Below are 16,335 nucleotides of genomic sequence, written 5' to 3' on the forward strand. Positions count from 1 at the left end.
ATACGGGATCAACATAGTAACTCAAAAAGGTGATAAATATTTAATTACCAATGAAAACCATTGTTTAGTGATAGGGAATTACGGCTTAAAAAACATGGTGAATAAACAGGACATTAGATTGCCAAAACCACTTTTTTTGCTGGTTTTATTCAATCCTAGGGAGATTATTCCGATAATTCAAGTATATACAGTTTGGTGTTAACAGTAATGAAAAACCGTTTGAAAACAAAAGAGATTAATTTTCAAAGTTGATATGAAGGTACAGGTGAAAGTGGCCCAGTGCTATCTCGTAAAGGAGGTGTAATAATCTCGAATAATGAATTATGAGAAAAAGTTAAAACAAATTAGGCTTTACATGGCTGGTTTACTGGCTGTCTGGTTGTTCTGTATACATAGTGCGCCTGTTTTTGCGGACAGAGCCTTTAATGATATCGAACATTCCTATGCAGCTGATGCGATTGAGACCATGGCTGCTCAAGGTTATGTTACGGGTTATCAGGATGGGAGCTTTCGACCTTTACATTTTATCTCGCGACAGGAATGGGCAAGCATTTTCGCTAAAACCTTAAAGCGAACATCGAATAACAGAGGCGTAACTTCTTTTCGTGATGTGTCACCATGGGCTCTACCTTATGTACAGGCCTTACAGGAAGAGAGAATTACGAAAGGAATTAGTGATCAATTATTCGGTGCCAAGCATAATATGACTCGTCAGGATATGGCCGTTTGGTATGCCCGCTATTTTGGTGTTACTGAAGATACCCGATCGGTTGGTATATCCAGTTTTGTGGATCAATCTGATATATCAGATTATGCACAAACGAGCGTATGGCTGATGGAACGGCTGGAACTGATCGAGGGAGATACGAATCACTATTTCCATCCTAAAGAGTCTGTGAGACGGCAGGACGCCACGCTGGTTGCTTATCGGATATGGTTAGGCGGTGGAGGTCTGAGAGAACGTGCCAAGCGTTTGCTGGAGTTATTAGGAAGTGGAACTGTAGCGATACCTCAGACGGCCAGCCAACAAGAATCGAAGAAGATCACGGTCGATTTGACACCGGAAATTAGTCAACAACCTGTGAATTCGGAAATTGAGGAGCCTAAAAAGCATCGCCCAAGCCCCGATTCACCGGAGTCGCCGGTGACACCACCGGAGCCGAAGCCGGAACCGCCAGTTACACCACCGGGACCTAACCCCAAACCACCAGTAATTCCGGCAGATCCACCAGTGCTTCCACCGGATCATTCTTCGGATTTTCTGGTAGATGAGGTCGTAATCAAGGCGCAGGAGCTGGTAAATCAGCCGGAAAGGTACCCTTCGTATCAGCTATCTTTTCAGCTCTACAATGGAGGGCGACCAGTAAGCATTCCTGCTGCCAGCGTCACAAGTGTTACGTACACATTTAGTGATAGGTTAGGTATTTTTGATGAACAAGGGAAAATCGCACATCCCGAAAATATTCCGGCTGCGGACAGCCTCATTCCTGTAGAAATGAAGGTCACTATTGCCAAACCTTATCAGGTCCTTACAGCTCAGACCAAGCTGATCGTGAAAGGGAAGACTCCACCGGCAGAGCCTTCAAACGTAATCAGGTCCGTATACTTGGCCACGTATACCATTTCAGAGGCCGCAACCTTAGATCCTGCTGCTTGGAATATGTCCTACGTATTTCATAATGCTAAAGGAGAGGTTATAGCTCCTGAATTACTGCCGTCAGACTTGAAGCTTCGGGTAGAGGATTCCAGAGGAATATTTGACGAGGATGGAAAGATTGCCAACCTGCATTTGATTCCGGCAGTGAACTCGGTCATTCCATTAAAGATTGAAGTTGATTCACCATCCCAGGGAATTCACCTCACATCCGATGCGGAATTAACGGTAGAACCTGGAGAACGCAAAAAGCAATATTTTGCTGTCTCCATCATGCTGCAGGGAAGCGCGACTACGGTAGACCAAATCAAGCAATCTCGTCAATTGCTAATGGATCACTTTGGTCCCAACATTAAAGTGACATGGGCCTTGCAAAATGGATTTGTTTTTGTAGAAGCGAATCGACCACAGCTTAAACAGGTTCTGGCATTCGTCGATCAGTATGGAGATGAAGTCGGAATTCTGGCGGGGTACCCGAACCAGTCCGAGCCTGGGCTTCCTGTTTGGGAAGCAAAGATGGGTGAGTGGCTATACATGTATCGTTACAATGCATTCAATGAGCTGCACCAATCCGGTACAATGGGATCACCATCCGTGTTTGAAAGCATGGATACAGACCAATATCGGAAGTATCTTCCGAAATCATTGACCAGCTTTACGGTGAATCCCGAACAGACTCAATGGCTTAAAGATCACTATCGGATTACATCCGCGATGGGATGGTCGGCTACACAATATAATGTCAACGGCATGTATGGTGAGGGCTCACCCTTGATGCCTTACTGGTCCCATAAGGACAATCCGATTGTTCCCGCACAAGGAATTGCTGATAATAGCGGTACCGTATTCATGAACTCGGTTACGATTGATCCGATTGGATCACGCTATACCAAAGATTCCTCACGCTGGACTCTTCATCCGGGTGACCCGTATGTGACGGAGACGGATGCGGCACCACAACTGTATATAGTACAGCAATATTTGGATAACCCTTATCAACGTATAAATACAGTCAACTACTTGTCCATTATTTTGGACATTAATGCACTTGCCAACACCCATAACATGGGCCCAATATGGGAGAACTTTGTGAATCACTTCCCTGTTGACCGTGAGGTTGAGATTGTAGGCGTGGACGGGCTGAAACAGATTTATGAATCGGTAGCAGGATCCAATAATGATCATACGGAGTTTACGCTCATGTTTAGAGGCTCAGGTATTAAGACGGCTATGGATTCCAATAATTCACCAGCGAATCTACGCTATTTGTGGACCGAAAATGCCTCACAGCGGATTATTTTATCCAAAGAGGATGGAGATGCGGCATGGTCCATTATTGACTTTACCGATTATACCCGAAAACCGGTTCCGAAGATGGCCTACAACTTGGATGGTCACACGGACGTAAGCTATGTCAGCGGAAGGAACTTCAAGCTATGTCCAACGGCTCCTTTAACAGCAGATGAAATTCAACGCGTAAAGGATCGTTTGAAGGATATTTACTTTGCAGAAGAAGTAAATTATCAGTAGGCGTTATGAAGTGACAACACTTTTAGGAACTGAGTTTTATGTAAAGAGGGCGCCCCTAGCCATGGAAATGGCTTGGAGCGCCCTTTGCTTTAAAGAAGGATATTCCGCGTTTTACACCCATTCAATAACCTGATCTACAGATCGCCGGGTTTTGCCGCGCGGCTCGTTCAGACGGTATCCAAATGCCACCATACAGGAAATACCGAAATGCTCGGCATCCATGATGCCTTCTTCGGAGAGGATGCGTTCGATTTCCTGTTTATTAAAACCTTCGATAGGACAGGAATCAATGCCGATTTGAGCTGCGGCAGTCATCATGTTACCCAGTGCGATGTAGGTTTGTCGGCAGCCCCACTCGAACAAGGCTCTTTTATTTTCCTCCAGCCCAAAATCAGATTTTAGAAAGGCATCATACACTTTTTCTCTGCCTTGAATCACTTCAGCGGGTAATTGTTGTACGTTCTCCATCATACTCTTGATATAATCGGAGGAGGCTACCATATCTTCAGGAAGTCTAGAGAGGATGAGTACAAAATGGCTGGCTGTTGGCAGTTGTTTTTGCGCCCCCCAAGAGTAAGGCAGCAGCTTCTCACGCATAGCTTTACTCTGAACGACAACAAATTTCCAAGGTTCAAAGCCAAATGAGCTTGGAGATAAACGACCGGTTTCAAGAATAAAATCAAAATCGGAATCGCTAATTTTCTTATGACTATCAAATTCCTTCGTTGCATGTCTGAACTCGTATGCAGATAAGATTTGATCTTTAGTAGTAGTTAAGGTTTCCATCGTTATTCCACTCCTTATGGATGTGATTAAAATTGACGCTTACCAAGTGACATGCTTAATATTAGAATATACATGATCGTTTTTGAAGTACGCACATTAATGTGCTGTAGTATATAAAATGATACCAAGGAGGAGAAAAGCCTATGCGCAATCGGAAAGGCGGCTTTGGGGAATGTACCGCTGGAAATGATCAGGCGTGTCCAGTTGAGTTCACGCTGGACGTGATTGGGGGCAAATGGAAAGGGATTATTCTATATCATCTCATGTATGGGACTAAGCGATTTAGTGATTTTCGGCGGATCTGTCCGGGAATTACTCAGCGTATGCTGACACTCCAATTGCGCGAGCTGGAAGAGGACGGAGTCGTTCACCGTGAAGTCTACCAACAGGTTCCTCCTAAGGTCGAATACTCTCTAACTGAATTTGGAAAAACGCTGATCCCGATTATTAACCTGATGAAGGATTGGGGAGAAGAATATAAAACAAAACAGCGATCATCAGAAAGCAGCCTTCAGCAGCCTAGCCCCAATGTGTAGGTTTTTGAGACGGCTCCACGAAAAAAGACCTGGCCATCATTTTTTGGCAGGTCTTTTGTTTTTTAAAGTGAAATGATGCAAAGTTCGTTTTTCAGTTGACAGCAAGGACGACGCTTGATATATTTCTTACGATATTGATAATCATTATCATCTGTATTGGAGATCATCTCCACAATATATAGGGGGCTAATCAGTTGAAAAGAAAATCGTATTTTATGATGACAGCTATGTTACTTGTATTGTCTGTATTCATCAGCGCTTGCGGCGGAAATAATAATGGAAGTAGTCCGGCTTCATCTTCAGAAGATAAGCAAGAGTCGGCTACTACTGGAGAGACTAGAAGCTTTAAAACGGTTAAAGGGGATATTCAAATTCCTGCTAAGCCACAGCGCATTGTAACGGATTTTTACGGCGGAGAATTGCTGTCCGTGGGTGCTAACGTGGTGGGTGTGGAGCCGACTGCGTTTCAAAATCCTTTTCTGACCGATTTGCTGAAGGAAAAAGGAACCAAAGAGGTGGGTGATCCGACCAATTTGGAAAAGACGCTGGAACTCAAACCCGATCTGATCGTGGTTATGAAGGATACGAATTATGAGGCTTTGTCTAAAATCGCACCTACCCTGTACATTCCGTACGGTACGACGACTAATATCTATGATACGGTCAAGCTGTTCGGCGATATCACTGGGGAAAAGGAGAAGGCCGAGCAATTTATTACTGCATTTGATAAAAAGGCCGCTGAAGGTCGCGCACGTCTTAAAGGTGTGATTGACGAAAAGGCAACTTTCGGTTTGTATGAGCTGACGGACAAGCACGCACTTTGGATCTTTGGTGACAATGCGGGTCGCGGCGGCCAAGCTGTATACAATGCGCTTAAACTGAACATGCCAAAGAAAACAGTGAACTCCAAGGAACAAACGGTGCAGCTTTCGATGGAGGTATTGCCACAGTATGACGCAGATTATATGTTCCTGACTACGTATGACCCCGAGAAAAAGGGTGACGCGCTCAAACAACTAAAGTCGTCCGCTGTGTGGGGGAATCTTCCAGCGGTGAAGAACAATAGAGTGTTCTTTAACGATTTTGATACGTATTATCGTTATGATCCAATCGCTATTACCGGGCAAATTGATATGATCGTAGATATGCTGGTCGAAAGAGAAAAAGAGAATAAAGCTAAACAATAGATGTGAGATTCTGCGTTGTAATGAATTGCCCAAAACAGATAGGAATTCGCATATTATACGCAGTATATAGCATTAAAAACCAGTCCAACATGAATCATGTTTGGACTGGTTTTTAATTTACTATTTTGTCGTAATTTCAATAGTATCTTCTTTTTGTATCCAATCAGCTATTTTTTTGAAGAAATGTTTTGGAACAGGTTAAACACGGTTACGAGCAATCTAATTCGCTATTCGACTGCGCACCATCAACAAGGTTTGTTCTTTGATCTGTCCGATTTCACGGATGATTGCGGCTGTCTTGGTCTCATAGGAGTATTTGACATCCAAATCTTTCAGCGAAGCAAGGTTAATGTCGACGGTAAGCAGGGCAGATTGAGCGGCGGCTTCGAACAAGATCGCGCCGATGCCAAGATCCGAAATCACATTTTTATTGGACATTTCCACAATGTTGTAGGCTTGTGACAATCCGTCCCGGCATACTTCCAGCAGGCGCATGGGTACCTCAATGGCAGCGATCACCGCTGTCTGTAAGGAATGGGTACGATAGCGCTTTTCTTCGTCCGTTTCCTTGGGCAAACGCAGCGCGGTCATGTACTGTTCAAAGGATTGGATGTCTGCGACCATTAGTTCCTCACAATGTGTAGACAATCTTTCCATGCTGCTAATGACGTCCGTGATTTGTTCATGGATATGCGCATATTTTTCTCCTTGTGAAAGGTTGGCGGTCATGGAGGTCATAGCCGCGCCTAGTGCCGCAGCCAGTGCGGATACACTTCCTCCGCCGGGGGTAGGCGCTGCACTTGCAGCCTCTTTTAGAAAATGCCCGATGGAATGATTCCACGACAGTTCACTCATGAATAGACCACCTCTCTGGAGTAGTGTTGCAGATGTATTGCTTTGAGCAGATTTTTATACAAAATCGCAGTTGTTAAGGTGCCAACACCGCCGGGAACCGGAGAAATGGCATGGACCTTTTCCCCAACGTCTAAAGCGGCATCCCCCACTATTTTTCCCTCTAGCGTCTCATTAATTCCCGCATCTACCAAAATCAGACCGGGATGAACCATATCCTGTGTAATCACATCAGGGCATCCGACTGCGACGAAGGCAATGTCTGCATGGCTCAAATGCTCTGCAATATCACGTGTTCCTGCATGACAGGCGGTAACGGTGGCATTTTCTCTTTGCAACATGTGGAAAAGGGGAAGTCCCACTGTCTGTCCGATGCCCACGAGAGTGACATTTTTGCCTGCCAATGTGTGACCGTAATGCTTGAGCAGCTCGATACAGGCTTGAGGTGTTGCGGGATATAGTCCGGCGTCACCTGTTACGGTAGCCAGCTTGTTATCAGGTGTAATCCCATCAATATCCTTGTAGGGGGCGATGGATTGTTTAATAACGGAGGCGGAAAGATGTTGGGGAAGCGGCAGTTCCAGCATAATACCATGTACATGGGATGCATCGTTCAGACTGCTGATCAGGTGCAGTAGCTCGGTTTCGCTAACATGACGATCAAAAGTATGGAGATGAAATGAGATGCCCAGCTTCTCCGCTATTTTTTGCTTGGTCCGGGCATAGTAGGCAGATGCCGGATCACCTTCTACCAATAGGGTCGCCAGATGGGGACGGTGTCCTTGCTGCTTCATTTCTTCTACCTGTGAACGGATCGTTGCATATACTTGCTCAGCTGCTTCTTTGGATTTCATGATAATAGCCATAGTCCGAGCCTCCTCTGAATTTATCGCGTGATTTATCAACAGGGTGTCATGGTCTTGTAAACGAAAAAAAGTATTTGCACAAGGTCGTCAAGACAGACGAATCCTCTGCAAATACTTCTCCCAGGCGAACGGTACGCTTTTTTTGTATGCTCCCTCGTGGTTCATTCCACTGACTTCGCCAGTCACATACAGCGTTATTATGTCTTATATTTTAACAAATAATCCTCAGAAAAGAAACCCGCGAACATTTGGAAAAGGGGTTATGTTACTTGTCTATATGACAAATGTCATATACCCGAGCTGACGTTTATGACTACAGCGTCTACAGTCTTCACCTTATACTGAGATTAGATCAACATGTACGCCTAACAGGATCAAGGTATAGGCGTCATTTTAAAGGAGGATCATAATGAGTATGACACAACTCCCATTAGCCCAATTGAAAAAAAATATGGCTCCCTACGAGAAAATAAACACGAAATCCAGCGTTCTGCAACTCATCAATACTTTGGGTCCACTGATCCTATTGTGGTATGCTGCTTATCTTAGCCTGTCGGTTTCGTACTGGCTGACGCTTCCCATTGCCATTGTTGCATCAGGGTTTGTGGTACGGACGTTTATTATTTTTCATGATTGTGGTCATCAATCCTTCTTCAAAAGCCGCAAGCTGAACGACATTGTGGGAACGATTACAGGTATTATTACGCTCTGTCCTTATCATCAATGGAAAAATAGTCATGCGATCCACCATGCAACCAGCAGTAATCTGGATAAAAGAGGCACAGGTGACATGTGGGTGCTTACGGTAGAAGAGTACACAGAGGCTTCCACATGGACACGGCTGGCCTATCGCATATATCGAAATCCTTGGGTTATGTTCGGACTAGGTCCGATCTATACTTTTTTGATTTCCTATCGCTTTAATATCAAGACAGCCAAACGCAAGGAAAAAATGAACACTCATGTGACGAATATATCCATCGTTGCATTGTATGCACTGTTGTGCTGGGCTATTGGATGGCAGGCCTTCCTTCTGGTACAGGCACCTATCTTTTTTGTATCCGGTATGTTGGGCATCTGGTTGTTCTATGTACAACATCAATTTGAGGATTCGTATTTTGAGCACGATGAAGAGTGGAGTTATATTAATGCAGCCGTAGAAGGCAGTTCTTACTACAAGCTTCCTAAAGTATTGCAATGGATCACGGGGAATATCGGATTTCATCACGTTCATCATTTGAGCCCCAAAGTGCCAAATTATAATTTGGAAAAAGCACATGAAGCGACACCGTTACTTCAAAAAGCAACCACGATCACAGTGAGTAGCAGTCTGCAATCTTTGAAGTTCCGCCTTTGGGATGAAAATACGAAAACCTTTTTGACCTTTAAACAAGTGAAGCCGCTCCTCAGCAAACGTGTTGCAGTCACGAAACCCATCCCTACACCTGTTGTAAGCACAGAAAGAAAATAACGTTGTATGAAACTTGGTATGATAAGATAAGGGATATAAGTCATGTGAAGTAGAAGAGGGTGGGCAGGATGCAAAAATGGTATCAGATTTTTCAAAGAAATACGGGACTTAGCCCTTATGTGTGGGTCGTCTTTTATATCCTGCCCTTTTACTACTTTAGCTCTTCATCTACAAGTCATATTATTCTGGGTACTGCTATTATTTTGGTGTTTTTTGCATGTTATGTATTGGCTTTTGTCTCGAAAGGCTGGCTTATATACTTTTGGACCAGTGTACAAATTGCCATATCGATTACCATGACACTGCTGTTTAGCTATATGTATTTTTCCATATTTATCGCCTATCTGATCGGTAATATTAAAAGTAAGGCTGCATTTACGACGCTGTATATCATTTTAATGGTTATTACGATTGGATTGATCAATTACGGTTTTGTTTCTCAGAATCCCATTTTTATTAAACAGATTCCTTTTATCCTGCTCAATCTGATCGGTGTGATTCTCCTTCCGATTACGAATTTTAATCGCAACAAAAGTGATCGGCTCCAAGTCCAATTAGAAGATGCCAATAAGAAAATATCGGAATTGATTAAGCTGGAGGAACGGCAAAGAATTGCGCGTGACCTGCACGATACCTTAGGTCAGAAGCTGTCACTCATCGGACTGAAGAGCGATTTGGCGGGCAAACTGATGGATCAGTACCCGGAGCGGGCCCATGCTGAAATTAACGATGTTCGTCTCACGGCGAGAAGCGCACTAAAAGAGGTGCGGGAAATGGTTACTCAAATGCGCGGTATGCGACTAGAGGATGAACTGCTACGTATTCGGCAGATTTTAAAGGCTGCTCACATTGAATTGACTCTAGAGGGCGACCCGAAGCTGGAGCATACATCATTAATGAATGAAAATGTCCTTAGTATGTGTATGAAGGAAGCAGTGACAAATGTGGTTAAGCACAGTGGAGCCACCGCTTGTTCCATCACCATTGAGCCGTCTCGTAAGGAATTAACCCTTCGGATTCAGGATAATGGAGTCGGTATTACGAGAGAAAATGGAACCTTTCGTGGAAACGGCCTGAAAGGTATGAAAGAAAGGCTCGAATTCGTGAACGGATGTATGGAGCTGCGTTCAGATCAGGGAACGACCTTGGTCATTAAAGTGCCCAATATCACTGAAAAGCCGAATGAGGAGGTGGGGCCATGATTCGAATTGTCATCGCGGAGGACCAGCGTATGCTGCTGGGTGCTCTAGCCTCCCTGCTGGACTTGGAAGAGGACATGAAAGTAGTCGGAAAAGCTAGCAACGGGGAAGAAGCTATAGAACTGGTGAAGCTGCACCAGCCCGATATATGCATTATGGACATCGAAATGCCGATCAAGAGCGGATTGGATGCGGCTGAGGAACTCAAAGGCTTGAACTGCAAGGTGCTGATTTTAACTACGTTTGCCCGTCCCGGGTATTTTGAACGAGCGATCAAGGCGGGGACACACGGTTATTTGCTCAAGGACAGTCCTAGTGAAGAGCTGGCTTCCTCCATTCGAAGTATTATGGCAGGTCGGCGTATCTATGCCCCGGAACTGGTCGATGATGCTTATGCCGAAGTCAACCCGCTAACAGAGCGTGAAAAGACCGTTTTAGCGCTCATCGCTGACGGAAAGAACACAAAAGAGATTGCTGGTGAACTGTATTTAACGACAGGGACGGTGCGCAATTATATTTCAGTCATTCTCGATAAGCTGGGTGTCAGTAACCGGATTGAGGCAATTACACGTTTTAATGAAAAAGGTTGGTTTAAATGAGAAACAGAGACGCTATGAAGCAAAATGTAGCGCTCTGTTTTTTTTGTTTTATCCATAGATTTGGTATGCCTTTAGCGTACTACCTTGTGATACAATAGGATAGTTGTCCACAGGATGGACTGGAGTACAAGGAGGAGCAGAACCCCATGAAACAAGCCCCATTTATAGCCGTTGAAGGGCCGATCGGAGCAGGTAAAACGACGTTAGCTTCGATGCTTTCAACCGAGCTACATTTGCCGATGATCAAAGAGATTGTCGAGGAGAACCCATTTCTCGATAAATTTTATCAAAATATAGATGAGTGGAGTTTTCAGCTGGAAATGTTCTTTCTCTGCAATCGGTACAAGCAGCTGGAGGATACCGGTCTGCAATATATCGAGAAAGCTCAGCCCGTTATTTCTGATTACCATATCTACAAGAATTTAATTTTTGCCGAACGTACGCTTAAGGGTGTGAAGCTCGAAAAATATCGTCAAATCTATCATTTGCTCACAGACGATATGCCTAAGCCGGACATTATCATTTATATTAGAGCAGATTTGGATACCTTGCTGGGGAGAATTCGCAAGCGTGCACGCTCTTTTGAACAGGAGATGGACCCCGCCTATCTGGAGCAATTGATCATAGATTATGATAAAGGCATGCAGTTTCTCGCTGAACAGTCCCCTTCCCCTCGTATATTGACCGTGAACGGGAATGAAATTGATTTTGTAGAAAATCAGGCACAATTTAAACAAATTGTTTCCGATGTAAAGGAGCTTATATAGTGAATAATTACAACATTCCTGCGAATGCCCTGATTACGGTAGCGGGCACAGTGGGTGTAGGTAAATCCACACTGACTGGTGCTTTGGCCGGACGTCTTGGTTTTAAAACCTCTTTGGAGCAGGTTGATCATAATCCCTATCTGGAGAAATTTTACCACGATTTCGAAAGATGGAGCTTTCATTTGCAAATTTATTTTCTCGCGGAACGCTTCAAGGAACAAAAGAATATTTTCTTGTCTGGTGGAGGTTTTGTACAGGATCGTTCTATTTATGAGGACACAGGCATTTTTGCGAAAATGCATGCCGATCAGGGAACGATGAACCCTACCGATTATGAAACGTATACTAGCCTGTTTGAGGCGATGGTGATGACACCGTTTTTCCCGCACCCTGATGTGTTGATCTATTTGGAAGGCAGCTTGCCTTCCATACTGAGTCGGATTAAGGAGCGTGGTCGCGAGATGGAGATCCAGACCGAGCGTTCTTATTGGGAGCAAATGCATCGCAGATATTCCAACTGGATCAACGAATTTGATGCCTGTCCTGTGCTGCGTCTGAACATTGATGAGTATGATGTACACGACCCTGCATCCATGGACGCCATTTTGGCGGAAGTAGGCAAGGTTATCTCCAAAAAATAGAGATTATTGACCGTCCGCGAGGACGGTTTTTTCGTGTTTAACATCTATAAAGCTTTGCACATATGTGCAGGTAGGCATACTGAAAATGATCCATCAGGAATATGGCTTGACACTCATAAAGATGATATATTATCGATTGATAAATACGAGAACATATGTTCTTTGTTGTGTTTTCTTATTCATTGGCGTGGTATAATATGAGCAGATGGAGCTGATTCTATTGGTAGAAATGCTGGACCCCCGCAACGATTTTTTGTTTAAGCGCATTTTCGGAAGCGAGGAAAACCGTGATGTTCTTTTAACTTTTCTAAATCGTACCTTTGAGGAGGCAGGGAAACCTTCATTAACAGAAATTATACTTCTGAATCCGTATACGGATAAAGACGCCCCGCGTGATAAGCAGTCTATTTTGGATATTCGAGCCAGAACGTCGGAAGGTCAGCTTATTAATGTGGAGATGCAACTTTTTAATAAATATGACATGGATAAACGAACCTTATTCTATTGGAGTAAGCAGTATGCGGGACAATTATACGAAGGCCAATCTTACAAACTGCTGAGAAAGTGTGTAACAATCAACATTTTGAATTACTCTTTCCTGCCGAACACCCGATATCATAATGTGTTTCATTTGACAGAGGACCGTACAGGCATTCCGTTTAGTGATGATATGGAGTTGCATTTTTTGGAACTGCCCAAACTGGATGAGTACGAGATTCCGGCTGGTGGCAGTAGCTTGGTCAATTGGCTTTTGTTTCTAAAGGGAAGTAATCCATCTCAATGGGAGGTATTAGCCATGAATGAACCTGGTTTGAAAAAGGCGATGACTACGCTGGAGTTTCTAAGTCAGGATAAAGAGGCGCGTTTACAGTACGAAGCCCGACAAAAGTATCTGCATGATGAGGCTTCCATGATCGAAGGCGCAAGGGAAGAAGGCTTAAAGCTAGGTAAGGCTGAGGGAAAGATTGAAGGTAAAGCTGAAGGTAAAGCTGAAGGGAAAGTTGAGGGAGAGCGCCAAAAAGCGTTTGAAATTGCACGGAATATGCTGAGTATGGGGCTTGAAATCGAAGTGATTGCAAAAGCATCCGGTTTATCCGAGTCTGAAGTTCGTGCACTGAAGGTGTAAACCCCAAATAAATAACAGGGACTGTGGTACAATCAGTATAAATTATGCTGATAGACTACAGTCTTTTTTTGTCGAACGAACATGTTGAGGCATGAGGTATGAATAACGGTATAGTGGACAAGTTTAGGCTGGAATGCGAGAATAGGTACATATAATTTGTAATGACTCACGGGAAGGATGGGATACTGTGATGCGTTTTGGTATTATTGGAACCAACTGGATAACAGAGAGGTTTATTCAAGCTGCGATGGAGACGGACGAATTTTCCCTGACGGCGGTATACTCACGCACAGAGGATAAGGGCAAAGCTTTTGCTGACAAATATAACAGCCAGCCGGAGGTTTTTACAGACCTGGCGCAAATGGCCGCAAGTGATCAGGTCGATGCCGTATATATTGCCAGCCCCAATTCCTTACATGCGGAGCAGGCGATCTTATGTATGAATCACGGAAAGCACGTGTTGTGTGAGAAACCCTTTGCGTCTAATGCAGCAGAGGTGAAGAGCATGATCGAAGCCGCGCGCAACAACGATGTTCTGCTGATGGAGGCCGTTAAATCCACACTTATGCCTAACTTTAAAATAATAAAGGATCATATGTATAAAATAGGCCGGGTTCGGCGTTATTTTGCAAGCTATTGTCAATACTCCTCACGCTTTGATGCTTTTAAGCAAGGTAAGGTATTGAATGCGTTTAATCCGGCCTTTTCCAATGGTTCCTTGATGGACCTTGGTGTGTATTGTTTGTATCCTATGGTGACTTTGTTCGGCAAACCTGAGGAGGTTCGGGCGGTTGGTGTACTTTTATCCTCTGGTGTCGATGGCGAGGGCAGTATCGTGATGAAGTATCCTGATATGGATGCTATCGTCATGTATTCCAAAATTACAGATTCCTATCTGCCTGCTGAAATTCAGGGTGAGAATGGAACGATGGTGATCGACAAAATCAGCCAGCCCTATGAGGTGAAAATTCATTATCGGGACGGCACAATTGAGGATCTAACCAAAGCTCAGACGCGTGAGCCAATGTATTATGAAATTCAGGAATTTATTGATTTGATCAAGAGTGGTGAACGCAACAGTTCCATTAACTCCTTGGAGTGTTCACTTACAGTCGCTGAAGTGATGGAGGAGGCAAGACAACAATTCGGCCTTCGTTATGAAGCAGATTTGAAAAATACTTCTGCACATTAGTTGGTTAGCGATTTAACAAATCCCTTAATAACTTTCTAAGACTCCGTCACTGCTTCTTATATGGGGTCAGTCTAATATTATATGTCAAGAGCACCTAGAACAGGAAGAAGGGCTGCCGGTTTCGCAAACTTTGCAAACATCCGGTAGGCCTTTTTTGGTTTATATACTTAAAGCATAATCTTCGGTGATCAAAGTAGGATAAAAACACACTCATAACTTCATTTTTACAAAGTACTATATTTCCAAAAACAACGTATTAACAATTGATTGTTATGATCATAATTATAACTTTTACATATTTAACCGCAAAGAGGAGTGTACACATGTTTAAGAAGTTTCAAAAATGGTCAGCAACATCTATGTCTATTGCTCTTATGCTAGGTTTGATTACTGGTCCGTCTGCTTCGGCTGTCTATGCTGAATCATCAGGGAACACAGATGGTATTAGTAAAATTACAGCTACATTTTATGGAGACACAAAAGGCTCCAAAGGGTTTACCTGGTATACTTCAAAACTGCTCACGAACAGCACTATTCAAGTAATAAAGAAAACGGATTCAGAAGCTGATTTTACGAAAGCTATCACATTTGAAGGCACTTCCTCTCCATCGACCAATTCTGCAGAAGAGCTTGTCCATAAAGCCGTAGCTACAGGTCTTCAAGCGAACACAACTTATTATTATCGTGTGGGTGATGCAGCGCGCGGGATATGGAGCGAAACAGGTACGTTTCAAACGGCTCCTAAGAGCGGTGAATTTACCTTCATTGATCTAGCTGATACACAAGCAAAAAGCGAAGATGAAGCCATATTGTCTTCACAGACGCTCGAAAAAGCACTTCAAACTGTAGGTAATGCTCAGTTTGTAGTCCACAACGGAGATATTGTAGACACCGGTACCAAAGAAGAGCAGTGGGACTGGTTGTTGGGACATTCACAAAAAAGTCTTTTGAATACAACCATTGTTTCTTCAGCAGGTAATCACGAGGATGAGAACTACGCTTTTTATGATCACTTTAATATTAATGAACCAGCTGGTTCTGCTACTAAAACAGGAGCGTACTACTCCTTTGATTACAGCAATGCTCACTTTATTGTACTGAACTCCAATGAGGACTCAGAGAAATATGCCAATTTTTCTGAAGATCAAGTTGAATGGTTAAAGAAAGATGCTGCGGCAGCCAAAAGGGCAGGTGCAAAGTGGATCATTGTTAACATTCATAAAGGTCCCTATACCACCTCTAATCATGCAACAGACTCTGACATCATAGATAGTAACGGAGTTCGTAACCAGATTGCACCTTTAATGGCCGAGCTGGATATCGACTTTGTTGTGCAAGGGCACGATCATATTTATGCACGTACGAAACCAATCAATCAAGAGGGTAAAGCAACAACGCCAACAAAAGTAAAAGATACGTTAAATGAAAAGACGATTGAATATAGTGTGAATCCAGACGGAAGTATCTATGTCATCCCAGCAACCGCTGGCCCCAAAGTTTACTACAAGAACCCAAGCGAAAAACTTGGAGATAAGTACTATAATCTCTTTGAACTAGCTGAAGAGAATCATGCGGCAGTATATGGCCCAGATCCGAGTGACAATCGTAGACCTACACGAGGACAGGTACAGAATTTTGTTGGCATCACCATAGACGGAAACAAACTTAAAGCCGTAACGTATGAAATTGATCAAAACAAAAATGATGCCAAACCTTTTATTGTGGATCAATTCGGAATCCTCAAAAAAGATTGGTATAATTGATTTCATAGTTTCTAAATGATTATAAAAGGATATCCTACAGTCTGGTTGGCTGCATGGGTATCCTTTTTCATTTTCTTAGGGGATATCTACTATTGTACTTGTAATACTTACGCCCTGTTCGGAAGCGGGTAAAACGTACATAATGCTATTAACAGATCCAAAGTTT

At 43.5% G+C, this 16,335-nt stretch carries 14 protein-coding genes and 1 riboswitch; of the genes, 11 read left to right on the forward strand and 3 right to left on the reverse strand.

Features of this window, described 5'->3' with window-relative positions; genetic code table 11:
* Nucleotides 1-316: 316 nt before the first annotated feature.
* Nucleotides 317-3,184 (forward strand): S-layer homology domain-containing protein, encoded by a 2,868-nt coding sequence (locus ACYCSE_RS13600; protein ID WP_459698401.1) that lies wholly within the window; start codon nucleotides 317-319, stop codon nucleotides 3,182-3,184.
* Nucleotides 3,185-3,295: 111 nt separating this feature from the next.
* On the opposite strand, the gene ACYCSE_RS13605 is transcribed toward ACYCSE_RS13600, so the two are convergent.
* Nucleotides 3,296-3,970 carry an NAD(P)H-dependent oxidoreductase gene (locus ACYCSE_RS13605; protein WP_061831600.1) on the reverse strand — a complete coding sequence of 225 codons (675 nt, stop codon included), beginning with the start codon at nucleotides 3,968-3,970 and terminating at the stop codon, nucleotides 3,296-3,298.
* A gap of 143 nt (nucleotides 3,971-4,113) precedes the next feature.
* On the opposite strand from ACYCSE_RS13605, the gene ACYCSE_RS13610 reads away from it, so the two are divergent.
* Both ACYCSE_RS13610 and ACYCSE_RS13615 read left to right on the forward strand, forming a co-directional pair.
* Entirely contained in the window at nucleotides 4,114-4,506 is a 393-nt protein-coding gene (locus ACYCSE_RS13610; RefSeq protein WP_165179453.1) for a winged helix-turn-helix transcriptional regulator, read from the forward strand.
* Between the two features lie 194 nt (nucleotides 4,507-4,700).
* The gene (locus ACYCSE_RS13615; RefSeq protein WP_235307361.1) at nucleotides 4,701-5,693 is read left to right on the forward strand and encodes an ABC transporter substrate-binding protein; all 993 of its coding nucleotides are present in this window, start codon (nucleotides 4,701-4,703) and stop codon (nucleotides 5,691-5,693) included.
* A gap of 219 nt (nucleotides 5,694-5,912) precedes the next feature.
* On the opposite strand, the gene ACYCSE_RS13620 is transcribed toward ACYCSE_RS13615, so the two are convergent.
* Nucleotides 5,913-6,548 (reverse strand): cyclodeaminase/cyclohydrolase family protein, encoded by a 636-nt coding sequence (locus ACYCSE_RS13620; protein ID WP_459698402.1) that lies wholly within the window; start codon nucleotides 6,546-6,548, stop codon nucleotides 5,913-5,915.
* On the reverse strand, nucleotides 6,545-7,411 hold the full coding sequence (locus ACYCSE_RS13625) for a bifunctional 5,10-methylenetetrahydrofolate dehydrogenase/5,10-methenyltetrahydrofolate cyclohydrolase (RefSeq protein WP_322174343.1): 867 nt from the start codon (nucleotides 7,409-7,411) through the stop codon (nucleotides 6,545-6,547). Before ACYCSE_RS13625 ends, ACYCSE_RS13620 begins: the two co-directional genes overlap by 4 nt.
* Nucleotides 7,412-7,522: 111 nt before the next feature.
* Nucleotides 7,523-7,607: riboswitch (ZMP/ZTP riboswitch) on the reverse strand.
* 213 nt (nucleotides 7,608-7,820) lie between these two features.
* Between ACYCSE_RS13625 and desA the strand changes: the two genes are divergently transcribed.
* From desA to ACYCSE_RS13665, 8 genes are all read left to right on the forward strand, one after another.
* Nucleotides 7,821-8,882, forward strand: coding sequence for a Delta(5) desaturase DesA (gene desA, locus ACYCSE_RS13630; RefSeq protein ID WP_013308916.1), 1,062 nt, complete (start codon nucleotides 7,821-7,823; stop codon nucleotides 8,880-8,882).
* Between the two features lie 68 nt (nucleotides 8,883-8,950).
* Nucleotides 8,951-10,084 carry a sensor histidine kinase gene (locus tag ACYCSE_RS13635; RefSeq protein ID WP_250259325.1) on the forward strand — a complete coding sequence of 378 codons (1,134 nt, stop codon included), beginning with the start codon at nucleotides 8,951-8,953 and terminating at the stop codon, nucleotides 10,082-10,084.
* Nucleotides 10,081-10,680, forward strand: a complete 600-nt coding sequence (locus tag ACYCSE_RS13640) for a response regulator transcription factor (protein ID WP_017426246.1) — start codon at nucleotides 10,081-10,083, stop codon at nucleotides 10,678-10,680. Before ACYCSE_RS13635 ends, ACYCSE_RS13640 begins: the two co-directional genes overlap by 4 nt.
* A gap of 146 nt (nucleotides 10,681-10,826) precedes the next feature.
* Nucleotides 10,827-11,447, forward strand: coding sequence for a deoxynucleoside kinase (locus tag ACYCSE_RS13645; RefSeq protein ID WP_061830657.1), 621 nt, complete (start codon nucleotides 10,827-10,829; stop codon nucleotides 11,445-11,447).
* Entirely contained in the window at nucleotides 11,447-12,088 is a 642-nt protein-coding gene (locus ACYCSE_RS13650; RefSeq protein WP_459698403.1) for a deoxynucleoside kinase, read from the forward strand. The genes ACYCSE_RS13645 and ACYCSE_RS13650 overlap by 1 nt, the downstream gene beginning before the upstream one ends.
* Nucleotides 12,089-12,293: 205 nt before the next feature.
* Nucleotides 12,294-13,214 (forward strand): Rpn family recombination-promoting nuclease/putative transposase, encoded by a 921-nt coding sequence (locus tag ACYCSE_RS13655; RefSeq protein ID WP_459698404.1) that lies wholly within the window; start codon nucleotides 12,294-12,296, stop codon nucleotides 13,212-13,214.
* A gap of 190 nt (nucleotides 13,215-13,404) precedes the next feature.
* Entirely contained in the window at nucleotides 13,405-14,406 is a 1,002-nt protein-coding gene (locus tag ACYCSE_RS13660) for a Gfo/Idh/MocA family protein (protein WP_459702516.1), read from the forward strand.
* A 323-nt stretch (nucleotides 14,407-14,729) separates the two neighbouring features.
* On the forward strand, nucleotides 14,730-16,169 hold the full coding sequence (locus ACYCSE_RS13665; RefSeq protein WP_459698405.1) for a purple acid phosphatase family protein: 1,440 nt from the start codon (nucleotides 14,730-14,732) through the stop codon (nucleotides 16,167-16,169).
* Nucleotides 16,170-16,335 lie beyond the last annotated feature (166 nt).

The sequence above is a fragment of the Paenibacillus sp. SEL1 genome (assembly GCF_054602535.1).